Here is an 11,190-nt window from a genome sequence, read left to right as displayed (position 1 = left end):
ACGCCCAATATGTTTTTTCTGTTTTGGTGTCTGTTTTCCTGTGCTTACCCCCGCCCCCCCCCCCCCCCCGGGCCCCCCCCCCCCCCCCCCCCCCCGGGGCTGTGACATGTGCAGCTCGACCCGCGGAACGCTCCGCCGACATGAGTTCTTTAACGACACGGCCACGGAGAGTTCACAGCCTCCAAACCTCCCGACTCCGGAAGCTCCGAACAAACTGGCTATGCTCACGCCATGGCCGCTCTCGGATGGCTCACCCCCCGTAGGCGCTCCGCCACGGCGCGGAGCGTGTTGGCAGGCGAGGCCTCGGCGGAGGCAGCGCGCAAGTCCTCCCAGGAGCTGGAGGAGCTTGCGCAGGAAGCCGCGCCCAAAGGCACCGAACCCGACTTCCCCGTGGTCGGCGACCACAAGGCCGCCGCGTTCTTCGACCTCGACAACACCGTGATGCAGGGCGCCGCGCTGTTCCACTTCGGCCGCGGCCTCTACAAGCGCAAGTTCTTCGAGTCCCGCGACCTCTACCGGTTCGCCTGGCAGCAGGCCTGGTTCCGGCTGGCCGGGGTCGAGGACCCCGAGCACATGCAGGACGCCCGCGACTCCGCGCTGTCCATCGTGAAGGGCCACCGCGTCTCCGAGCTGATGTCGATCGGCGAGGAGATCTACGACGAGTACATGGCCGAGCGCATCTGGCCCGGCACCCGCGCGCTGGCCGAGGCCCACCTCGACGCCGGCCAGAAGGTGTGGCTCGTCACGGCCGCCCCGGTCGAGATCGCCACGGTGATCGCCCGCCGCCTCGGCCTGACCGGCGCCCTGGGCACGGTCGCCGAGTCGGTCGACGGCGTGTACACCGGCAAGCTCGTCGGCGAACCCCTGCACGGCCCCGCGAAGGCCGAGGCGGTCCGCGCCCTGGCCGCGGCGGAGGGCCTGGACCTCGGCCGCTGCGCCGCGTACAGCGACTCCCACAACGACATCCCGATGCTCTCGCTCGTCGGACACCCGTACGCCATCAACCCGGACGCCAAGCTCCGCAAGCACGCCCGCACGCTCGACTGGCGGCTGCGCGACTACCGGACGGGCCGCAAGGCGGCGAAGGTCGGCATCCCCGCGGCGGCCGGCGTCGGCGCGGTGGCCGGCGGCACGGCGGCGGCGATCGCCCTGCACCGCCGCCGCCGCTAGGCAATCGGGCTGTTCTACCCGCCCAGCGCCCCCACCACTCCCGTTAACGGCACACGGCCACAACACGCTCCGCACCCAGACGGAACACAAACCGATTCGATCAATAACCGGTCACCGTCTGGCACTTGATCAGGCGTCAATGTGGTGCGGAAGCGACGTAATCGATGATTTGAGCAACTGGGTGTAGCACTGCCTGTACGAAGCGTTATTCTCCTCAGACGCATGACGGACCCCACTCTTCGCTACGACGGGTGAACGGTCCGGTACTTCACGTGATGGAAGCTCTGCCTCTGGGAGTCCCGTGTACCCACACGTCGGGGTTGACGCCTCGGGCCTGGCTACGCTGCGCGCAACGGTCATCGACCGCTTGCGCGGCTTCGTCCCCACCGCGTACGCCGTCCCCGCCCTCGCTGTCTCCACCGCGCCCGTCGGCCCGTGCTACGCACTGGCGGACGGCAGCGCGGCGGTCGGCAGACGAGGACGTTCGAGCGCGCCGGCCACCACAACCGCACGCCGCCCGGCCGCAGACAGTGACAGCGCCCGGATGATGGACCTCGTGGAGCGCGCACAGGCCGGTGAGGCCGAGGCCTTCGGCCGGCTCTACGACCAGTACAGCGACACCGTGTACCGCTACATCTACTACCGCGTCGGCGGAAAGGCGACCGCGGAAGACCTCACGAGCGAGACGTTCCTGCGCGCCCTGCGCCGCATCGGGACGTTCACCTGGCAGGGCCGTGACTTCGGCGCCTGGCTGGTCACCATCGCCCGCAACCTCGTGGCGGACCACTTCAAGTCGAGCCGCTTCCGGCTCGAAGTGACCACGGGCGAGATGCTCGACGCCAACGAGGTCGCGCGCTCCCCCGAGGACTCCGTCCTGGAGTCCCTCTCGAACGCGGCGCTTCTGGACGCCGTACGCCGCCTCAACCCGCAGCAGCAGGAGTGCGTGACCCTGCGCTTCCTCCAGGGCCTCTCGGTCGCCGAGACCGCCCGTGTCATGGGCAAGAACGAGGGCGCGATCAAGACCCTCCAGTACCGGGCGGTGCGCACCCTGGCCCGGCTCCTTCCGGAAGACGCCCGCTGAGACCCCGTACCCGACCGGCCCGACCCCGGTACGGCTTCGTATGACCGCGTACGCTCAGCGATGCCCAACTCACTGTCCGTGAAAGTCCGTTGACTTCGCGGTCCGATCATCCGTCGTCCGTAACCCAAGTGCCGAGCCGCTCGTTGTGCGGGATACAGGCTCCCTGTGGTCACACCCTGACCCTCCCCGATCACTCGATCGTGTGGATGTGGTCAGGGCGTGCAACCCTCAGGACCCCCTGGGGAGTCGACCGTCATGACGAGAGGAGGTGCCGCCAGTGATCGCGAACGTATCGGCGCACCGGCGGGCGAACGCCTTCGCCCAGGCCCTGGAGGAGCAGTCCGACCGGGGCACGGCGGCCGAGCAGTCCGAAGGACCCGCTCCGGCCGCCGTGGACCAGTCCGACCAGGGCCGGATGCTGTCCCTGGCGACCGGTCTCGGCGAGCTGCCCAAACCGGTGCTGGACCCCGAGGTCAAGGTCGTCCAGCGCGCGCAGCTGGTGGCCGCGATGGAGGCCATGCTCATGGAGGGCACGGCCGCGGGTGGCGAGGCGGCGGACCCTTCGGTGCCCGAGCAGCGGTCCCACCGGAGCAGAGGCACGCACCGGGCGACCGGGCTGGGGAAGTTGCGACCGCGTTCGAGGCTGTCGAAGGGGCTCGCCGCGGGCGGACTCACCGTCGGTGTGGCCGCCGGAGCCTTCAGCGGCGTCGCCGCTGCCAGTTCCGACGCCCTGCCCGGTGACTCGCTCTACGGGCTCAAGCGCGGCATGGAGGACTTCAAGCTGGGCATGGCCGACGACAGCGGCGACCGCGGCCGGCTCTACCTCGACCAGGCCTCCACCCGGCTGAGCGAGGCACGCCGGCTGATGGAGCGCGGCCGCTCCGGCCCCCTCGACCACGAGTCCCTGGGCGAGATCCGGCGTGCCCTGTCCGGCATGCAGCACGACGCCTCCGAGGGCCACCGCCTGCTGCACGAGGCGTACGAGCGGAACCCGGACTCCCTGGGCCCCATCCAGGCCCTCTCCGCCTTCTCCCAGTCGCACCGCGACGCCTGGGGCGCCCTGCGCGACCGGCTGCCCGTCCAGCTCGGCGACGTCAGCCGCCAGGTCAGCTCGGTGTTCGACGCCATAGACGAAGAGGTCGAGCCGCTGCGGTCCCTGCTGCCGCAACCGCCCGCCCCCGAGGGCACGGGCCGGCACCGGAGCCCCGGCTCCGACTCCCCCGGCGCCTCCTCCGGTGCGGACCGCCCGGCCGCCCCCAGCGCCGGCGGCGACTCCTCCGACGGGCCTGGTGCGGGCAGCGGCAATCCCAAACCGTCCACCTCGAAGACCGAGGACGACGGTCTGCTCGGCGGCAACACGGGCGGCCTCCTGGAGCCGCCCGACGACGACACCAGCCCCACCCCGTCCGGCAAGGACAGCCCGCCGGCCGAGCCGGACGTCACCCTGCCGCCACTCCTCCCCGGCCTGCTACCGGGCCTGGGAATCGACGGCGAGGACGCGAACTAGCTCCTTCGGATACGTCGGTGGGGGCGCCCTATCTGGACAGGGCGCCCCCACCGACGTATCCGCACGCCTCGGAAGAAGGCCGAGCCGCTCAGAAGAAGACCGACCGCCGCTGCACCAGCAGCTTGTACAACGTGTGCTGGATCTGTTCTCTCACCTGGTCCGTGAGGTTGAACATCAGCATCGGATCCTCGGCGGCCTCCGGCGGATAGCCGTCCGTGAGGATCGGCTCGCCGAACTGGATCGTCCACTTCGTCGGCAGCGGCACCGCGCCCAGCGGACCGAGCCACGGGAAAGTGGGCGTGATCGGGAAGTACGGGAAGCCCAGCAGACGAGCGAGGGTCTTCGCGTTGCCGATCATCGGGTAGATCTCCTCCGCCCCGACGATCGAGCAGGGAATGATCGGGGTGCCCTGCCGCAGAGCCGTGGACACGAAGCCGCCGCGGCCGAAGCGCTGAAGCTTGTAGCGATCACTGAACGGCTTGCCGACGCCCTTGAAGCCCTCCGGCATCACGCCGACCAGCTCGCCACGCTGCAGGAGCCGCTCGGCGTCCTCGGCGCAGGCGAGGGTGTGACCGGCCTTGCGGGCCAGCTCGTTGACCACCGGCAGCATGAAGACCAGGTCGGCCGCGAGCAGCCGCAGGTGACGGCCGGCGGGATGGTTGTCGTGCACCGCGACCTGCATCATCAGGCCGTCCAGCGGCAGCGTCCCGGAGTGGTTGGCGACGATCAGCGCCCCGCCGTCCGACGGGATGTTCTCGATGCCCTTCACCTCTACGCGGAAGTACTTCTCGTAGAAGGGCCGCAGCATGGACATCAGCACCTGGTCGGTGAGGTCCTGGTCGTAACCGAAGTCGTCGACCTCGTACTCACCGGTCAGCCGCCGCCGCAGAAAGGCCAGGCCACCGGCGATCCGCCGGTCCCAGCCACTGCCACCGCTCTGCTCTTCCGGCTCCGGCTTCACCGGGGCTCCCGGCTCCTCACGCGTCACCGGAACATCATCCTGCTGAATCGTTCGTCCGGGCAGGTGCTGGACCTCACGGACCACCGTGGGGTCGCCCTTGCGCCTGCTCCCGGCGCTCCGGCGCCGCGGCGGCCGCTGAACGGCGCTCCCACGAGACCGGTCGTCGTCGAACGGAATGACCTTGGCGTCCGCCATCGTTGATGCGCTCCTCAGTTGGCGCTCTGCGTCGGGGGGTGGCCACCGCCCAGGACGGGCAGTGCGGCGATCCGGTCGACGGCCCCCGCGAGGGCCTCCGGGGGCAGGAGTCCGGGACCCCGGCTGCGCGCGAAGTCCGCGAAGGTCTCCGCGGTCGAGTACTTCGGCTTGTATCCCAGCGTCTCGCGCATCTGGTGAGTCGCCACGACCCTGCCATGGGTGAGCAGCCGCAGCTGCTCGGGTGAGAAGTCCGTCATGCCCAGCGTACGCAGTGCCGAGCCCACCCAGGTCACCGCGGGCATCAGCACCGGGACGGTGGGCCGGCCCAGGCGCCGCGCGCACTGCGAGAGCAGCAGGACACCGTCGCCGGCGATGTTGAACGTACCGCTGTTGAGCGTGCCCCGGTCCGGCTCGTGCGAGGCGAGCCGCAGCACCTCGATCACGTCGTCCTCGTGCACGAACTGCAGCCGCGGGTCGTAGCCGAGCACGGTGGGCAGCACCGGCAGCGAGAAGTACGAGGCGAGCGGCGAGTCCGCGCTCGGCCCCAGGATGTTGGCCAGCCGCAGCACGCACACGGCCACATCGGGGCGCCGCCGCGCGAATCCGCGTACGTACCCCTCGACCTCCACCGTGTCCTTCGCGAAGCCGCCGCTGGGCAGGGACTTGGGCGGTGTGGTCTCGGTGAAGACGGCCGGATCGCGCGGCGCCGACCCGTACACGTTCGTACTGGACTTCACGACCAGCCGCTTGACCGTCGGGGACTTCTGGCAGGCGCCGAGGAGCTGCATGGTGCCGATGACGTTGGTCTCCTTGACCGTCGTCCGGCTGCCGCTGCCCAGCGGAGTGCCCGTCACGTCCATGTGTACGACCGTGTCCACGGAGTGCTCGGCCAGCACCCTGGCGATGGTGGGCTGCCTTATGTCGGCGCGTACGAAGTCCGCCCCGCCCAGGTGGTGCTCGGGAGGCACCGCGTCCACGGCGACCACCCGGTCCACTTCGGGGTCACGCAGGATCCGTCGTACGAACCGGCCCCCAAGCTGTCGGGCCACTCCGGTCACGAGCACGACCTTCCCCAAGATCAGCGCCTTCCTTCCAGCCGTCGACGTCACCTTGCTCGTACTCTGCCGTGTTCCCCGTGGCCGCCACGTTAGCGGGTTGTTGTTGCGCTGTGATGACCGCCCGATGCATGAAGTGACGGCATCTCCAGGCATACGAGCAGACCACGCCATTCGCGAGGTGATCGTACGCACAGGAAAATCTGGCTGGAACAAAACCCCAGGTCAGCATGGTTGAAGACCGGACCATGCCTGGGAACAGCTGTGGCCCCCCACCGGATCGGTGAGGGGCCACAGAGCGCACTGTCACGCAGCGTCGCCTACTGCCTGATGCGACCGGCCGACTACGGCTGTCGCGACTACTTCTTGTTGCGACGCTGAACGCGAGTGCGCTTAAGCAGCTTGCGGTGCTTCTTCTTCGCCATCCGCTTGCGCCGCTTCTTGATAACAGAGCCCACGACTACCCTCGCTCACTTCTCTTAACTCGGTGCTGGGCTGCATGGGCCCACACGACCTATGAGGGGCCAGCCTACCCGCCCGAGCGCTGAGCTCGTAATCGAGGGGACCCGGGTGAATTCCCGTGACGACCCGGAGGCCGCCCGGGCCTTCACCCGGGACCACCGTCAGGCCGTCTCCACCCCCACGTAGGACTCGCGAAGGTACTCGTGAACCGCTTGCTCCGGGACGCGGAATGACCTCCCCACCCGGATCGCGGGCAGATGACCACTGTGCACCAAGCGGTACACGGTCATCTTCGACACTCGCATCACCGAGGCGACTTCCGCCACGGTAAGGAACTGAACCTCGTTCAGAGGCCTCTCGCCAGCAGCCATGACACACCTGAACCTTCCGCACTCGACGGTCCCCGGCTTCCCCTTCCGGTGACACTTCGTCGTTGCGTGCTCACTCCCCAGAGTAGGGGCGGGTGATGCGAGTGGGGAAGAGGAGGGGCCATCGGCGGCCTACTGTGACAGACACGCTCGATTGAGTACATAGCGAGTAAGCGGTCGGTAGTAATCAGACCGCACAGCGTCATCAAGTGGAACGACGACGGACACCCGCCCCTCCGCCTCTCCGACGAACAGCGCGGGATCGTCCGTGTCACCGAGACCGATGGCCTCGAACCCCAGTTGACCTGCCCCGCAGACCCACCCGTGGTCTCCCACCACGAGCTCCGGGAGGGGTCCGCCGGCCTCCGCCGCGGCGGCCAGAGCGGTACGAACCGGGAGGGGGGAGTGCGTGTGCGCGCCGGTCTCACGACCGGCGGCCCACGCCCCGGGTTCCCGCACCAGCGCGACTCCTCGTACGTAGTCGAGGTTGTACGTGCGTAGACCGAACCGGGTCGTTATGTCGACAGAGTCACCATGCGCAGGGGTGAGGACGGTACACCCCGCCGCCGACAGAGCGTCCGCGAGAGCGGCGTAGAAACCGATCAGCCGATGCGGATGTCCAGTACCGAGGAGCACCGGGAAACGATTCCGCGCGGCTTCCGCAAGCCGCTCCGCGAAGGCGTCGAGCGCCGCCAGCGTGCGCTCCGGATCGATCACGTCGGGCCCCGACGTATGCCGCGGATCGGATGAAACTCCACACTTGTCCGCCATCAAAGCGATCAAATCCGGTTGTTCCCACGTCCATTCGGGATCAAGCCCGATCATCACCCGGGGATCCCGCGCCGCGAACAGCCGGTAACTCCTGAGGCTCTCCTCCCGCGAGGTGGCCACAGTCCCGGCCAGCCTCGCCGCCAGCAGATGCGCCCGCAACGCTCCGGTACTCAACACGCCCCGATGCTGCCGCACCCACGACACCCCGACCTCCAAAACAGGGAAAACCCCCCACGGTTGGCGTAATGAGGCCAGCCCCCCACTCAGCCCGTCCGGCGTTTGAGGACGAGGCCGTCCAGGCCGAAAGGGGGGTCTGGGGGCGCAGCCCCCAGAGGATGATGGGGGTCCCCCCGCTCGAGCGCAGCCGAGAGTGGGGGAGGGTAGGGGCGGCGGGGGCGAAGAAACCCACCCCAGCCCTAAGCCAGCAACCCCCGGAGGGGATACGCGGCCTTACGCGCAGCAAGCACGGCCTGGTCCAGCCGATCCGCCGGGTCGTACCCCGCCTCCCAGTCCTGCCACTGCACGGGCCACCGCCCATCAGTCATCCGCACCGGCCCCAACTGCCGCGTACGAGCGAAGACCTCCTGCCGCCAGCTCTCGGGAATCACCGTCTCCGGCGCGATCTCCCGCCCCGCCGCGATGGCGACAAGATGCGTCCAGGACCGGGGCACGACATCCACCACGGCGTACCCGCCCCCACCGAGAGCGACCCACCGCCCCTCGGCGTACTCGTGCGCCAGCTCATGGCAGGCGACCTGCACGGCCCGCTGAGCGTCCAGCGAGACAGCGAGATGAGCGAGCGGGTCCTCGAAGTGCGTATCGGCCCCGTGCTGGGTCACCAGCACCTGCGGCCGAAAATCGGCGACCAGCTCGGGCACGACGGAGTGAAAGGCCCGCAACCACCCCGCGTCCCCGGTCCCGGCCGGCAGCGCCACGTTCACGGCCGACCCCTCCGCGCAGTCGGCCCCGGTCTCCTCGGGCCAGCCGGTCTGCGGGAACAAGGTCCGCGGATGCTCGTGCAAGGAGACCGTCAGAACCCGCGGGTCCTCCCAGAACGCGGCCTGCACCCCATCCCCGTGATGCACATCCACATCGATGTACGCGACCCGCTCGGCCCCCAGCTCCAGCAGCCGGGCAATGGCCAGCGAGGCGTCGTTGTAGATACAGAACCCGGACGCGCCCCCGGGCATCGCATGGTGCAGCCCGCCGGCGAAGTTCACCGCGTGCAGCGCCTCGCCCCGCCACACCGCCTCGGCCGCCCCCACCGACTGCCCGGCGATCAGGGCGGACACCTCATGCATCCCGGCGAAGGCGGGATCGTCCATGGTCCCCAGCCCGTACGCCGTGTCCGCGGCCCTCGGATCCACGGAGGCGGCCTTGACCGCCTCGACGTAGTCCTCCCGGTGCACGAGCCGCAACGTCGACTCCCCAGCCGGTTTCGCCGCGACCACATCCATCTCCCGGTCGAGCCCGAAGGCATCGATCAGTCGCCGGGTCAGCGCCAACCGGACCGGATCCATCGGATGATCCGGACCGAAGTCATAGCCCGTTACTGCCTCGTCCCACATCAGCTGTGCGCGGCCGCTCATGCCCGTCACCGTATCGGGAAGGTCCAGAAGCGAACGACTTGGCGTACACGAGGGTCACCAGCACCAACACCATCGGCACGAGCATCGCCCACCGATAGCTCCACGCATCGCCCAGAGCTCCCACCAAGGGCGAACCGATCAGGAAACCCACATAGTTGAAGATATTGAGCCGCGCGATCGCCGCGTCAGCAGCTCCAGGGAAGAGCCGCCCGGCGGCCGCGAAGGTCTGCGGCACGATCACACACAACCCGAACCCGAGCAACGTGAAGCCGAGCATCCCGACCCAGGCCCCCGGCGCCACCGCGACCACCGCGAACCCCACCGCCGCGAGCACCGCCCCGGCCCGCACCACGGCCACGGCCCCGAAGCGCCGAACCCCGAAGTCCCCGACGGCCCGCCCGATCAGCGTGGTGACCATATAGACGTTGTACGGAACGGTCGCCAGCTGCTCCGAACTGCCGAGCACGTCCTGCAGATACTTGGCGCTCCAGTTGGAAACGGTCGAATCCCCGATGTACGCGACGGCCATCACGAGGCACAACGGCAGAAGCAGCTTGAACCCGACGCCACCGCTCCCGCTCCCGGCCCCACCCTCGACCTGGTCCTTCTTCTCCTCCTGGGCACCCGCGTCGACGTACCACCAGCTCCCCACGAACGCGGCGGGCAGCAGCACGAGCACGACCGGCAGATACGACACGAACAGCGCCAGATCCCAGTGCGCCCCCACCCACGCGAGCGAGGCCCCGATGATCCCGCCCAGGCTGTACGCCGCGTGGAACCCGAGCATGATGCTGCGCCCGTACGTGTGCTGGAGGCTCACCCCGAGCATGTTCATGGACGCGTCGAGCGCCCCTACGGCCAACCCGAAGGCGCCGAGCGCGAACCCGATCTCCCACAGCCCTTCGCCGGCCCCGACGCCGAGCAGCGCGAGCAGCACGACGGGCTGCGACCAGCGCAGTACGAGACTGGGGGGCACCCGCTTCACCAGCTGCTCGGTGCAGACGCTGCCGACCCCGGCGAGAACCGGCACGGCGGCGAGGAAGGCGGGCAGCAGCCCGTCGGATATCCCGTACCGGTCCTGGATCGCCGGGATACGCGTCACCAGCAGCGCGAAGGCGACGCCCTGAGTGAAGAAACTGAACGCCAACGAAGCCCGGCCGCGCCGCAGCACATCTGTCATGGCGGCTCAGCGTAGAGCTCCGGCTTACTCGTGGGTAGACAATCAAGAAGATGAATTTTATTCACCTCTTACGCGGCTGCTCTCAGCTCTGCAGCAGGCCGCTCAGCTCGCTCATGTCACCGAACAGCCGGTCGGCCCCCGCCAGCCGGTCCGCGGGCGTCATCGCCGTGAACCCGTACACGTCCATCCCGGCCGCGGCGGCCGCCCGCACTCCGAGCGGACTGTCCTCGACGACAAGGCACTTCTCCGGCGTTACGCCCATCCGCTCGGCCGCGTACAGAAACAGATCCGGCGCCGGCTTCCCCCGCCCCACGTCCTGAGAACTGAAGATCCGCTCGTCGTCGAACCACCGGTCGAGCCCGGTCCTCCGATGCCCGACCCGGATCCGCTCATGACTCCCGGACGAGGCCACACAGTACGGAACCCCGTCCGCGGCCAGCTTCTCCAGGACCTCCACAGCCCCCGCCACCGGCTCCAACTCCCGCTCGAAGGCGGCGAACACCCGCCCATGAAAGACATCGTCGAAGTCCGTCGGCAGCCGCCGCCCGGTCCGCTCCTCGACCAGGTCGTGTACGCGATGCATGGCGGCGCCCATGTAGTCGCGCAGGGAGTCCTCGTACGAGGTCGGGTACCCGAGCTCGGTGAGATACGCGGCCAGCAGCGTGTTGGAGATCGGCTCACTGTCCACGAGGACGCCGTCATTGTCGAAGATCACCAGTTCGTAGCGCATGCCGCAACACTAAAACGTGGTGACCCTAAACGCAGAAAAACCCCGCACCATAAGGTGCGGGGTTCTCCCGTTATCAAAATTCGTTCGGCGGCGTCCTACTCTCCCACAGGGTCCCCCCTGC

General features: G+C 68.9%; 11 protein-coding genes. 3 read left to right on the top strand and 8 right to left on the bottom strand.

Annotated elements, in window-relative coordinates:
* Positions 1-231: 231 nt before the first annotated feature.
* The 3 genes from AB0I18_RS50060 to AB0I18_RS50050 all read left to right on the top strand — a co-directional run bounded on the left by AB0I18_RS50060 (position 232) and on the right by AB0I18_RS50050 (position 3,758).
* Complete coding sequence (locus AB0I18_RS50060; RefSeq protein WP_363112535.1) at positions 232-1,170, top strand: HAD-IB family hydrolase; 939 nt, start codon at positions 232-234, stop codon at positions 1,168-1,170.
* A 301-nt stretch (positions 1,171-1,471) separates the two neighbouring features.
* Positions 1,472-2,251, top strand: a complete 780-nt coding sequence (locus tag AB0I18_RS50055; protein WP_363112534.1) for an ECF subfamily RNA polymerase sigma factor, BldN family — start codon at positions 1,472-1,474, stop codon at positions 2,249-2,251.
* 277 nt (positions 2,252-2,528) lie between these two features.
* The gene (locus tag AB0I18_RS50050) at positions 2,529-3,758 is read left to right on the top strand and encodes a DUF5667 domain-containing protein (RefSeq protein ID WP_363112533.1); all 1,230 of its coding nucleotides are present in this window, start codon (positions 2,529-2,531) and stop codon (positions 3,756-3,758) included.
* Between the two features lie 88 nt (positions 3,759-3,846).
* Here the strand turns inward: AB0I18_RS50050 and AB0I18_RS50045 are convergent, their stop codons facing one another.
* The 8 genes from AB0I18_RS50045 to AB0I18_RS50010 all read right to left on the bottom strand — a co-directional run bounded on the left by AB0I18_RS50045 (position 3,847) and on the right by AB0I18_RS50010 (position 11,069).
* Positions 3,847-4,914, bottom strand: coding sequence for a lysophospholipid acyltransferase family protein (locus tag AB0I18_RS50045; RefSeq protein WP_363112532.1), 1,068 nt, complete (start codon positions 4,912-4,914; stop codon positions 3,847-3,849).
* 14 nt (positions 4,915-4,928) lie between these two features.
* A complete protein-coding gene (locus tag AB0I18_RS50040; protein WP_363112531.1) occupies positions 4,929-5,990 on the bottom strand; it encodes an NAD-dependent epimerase/dehydratase family protein in 1,062 nt (353 codons plus the stop codon).
* Between the two features lie 338 nt (positions 5,991-6,328).
* Positions 6,329-6,427, bottom strand: coding sequence for an AURKAIP1/COX24 domain-containing protein (locus AB0I18_RS50035; RefSeq protein WP_003948845.1), 99 nt, complete (start codon positions 6,425-6,427; stop codon positions 6,329-6,331).
* A 165-nt stretch (positions 6,428-6,592) separates the two neighbouring features.
* Complete coding sequence (locus AB0I18_RS50030) at positions 6,593-6,802, bottom strand: helix-turn-helix domain-containing protein (RefSeq protein WP_093781815.1); 210 nt, start codon at positions 6,800-6,802, stop codon at positions 6,593-6,595.
* 129 nt (positions 6,803-6,931) lie between these two features.
* Complete coding sequence (locus AB0I18_RS50025) at positions 6,932-7,747, bottom strand: phosphatase (RefSeq protein ID WP_363112536.1); 816 nt, start codon at positions 7,745-7,747, stop codon at positions 6,932-6,934.
* A gap of 239 nt (positions 7,748-7,986) precedes the next feature.
* Positions 7,987-9,159, bottom strand: coding sequence for an acetoin utilization protein AcuC (locus AB0I18_RS50020; protein WP_363112530.1), 1,173 nt, complete (start codon positions 9,157-9,159; stop codon positions 7,987-7,989).
* Entirely contained in the window at positions 9,110-10,339 is a 1,230-nt protein-coding gene (locus tag AB0I18_RS50015; RefSeq protein WP_363112529.1) for an MFS transporter, read from the bottom strand. The genes AB0I18_RS50020 and AB0I18_RS50015 overlap by 50 nt, the downstream gene beginning before the upstream one ends.
* Positions 10,340-10,421: 82 nt before the next feature.
* The gene (locus tag AB0I18_RS50010) at positions 10,422-11,069 is read right to left on the bottom strand and encodes an HAD family hydrolase (protein WP_363112528.1); all 648 of its coding nucleotides are present in this window, start codon (positions 11,067-11,069) and stop codon (positions 10,422-10,424) included.
* Between the last annotated feature and the right edge of the window lie 121 nt (positions 11,070-11,190).

The sequence above is a fragment of the Streptomyces sp. NPDC050704 genome (assembly GCF_040654355.1).
In the GTDB taxonomy this organism is placed as follows: domain Bacteria; phylum Actinomycetota; class Actinomycetes; order Streptomycetales; family Streptomycetaceae; genus Streptomyces.
The sequence above is the reverse complement of the archived record's forward strand: the minus strand, read 5'-3'. Positions and strand labels throughout refer to the sequence as shown.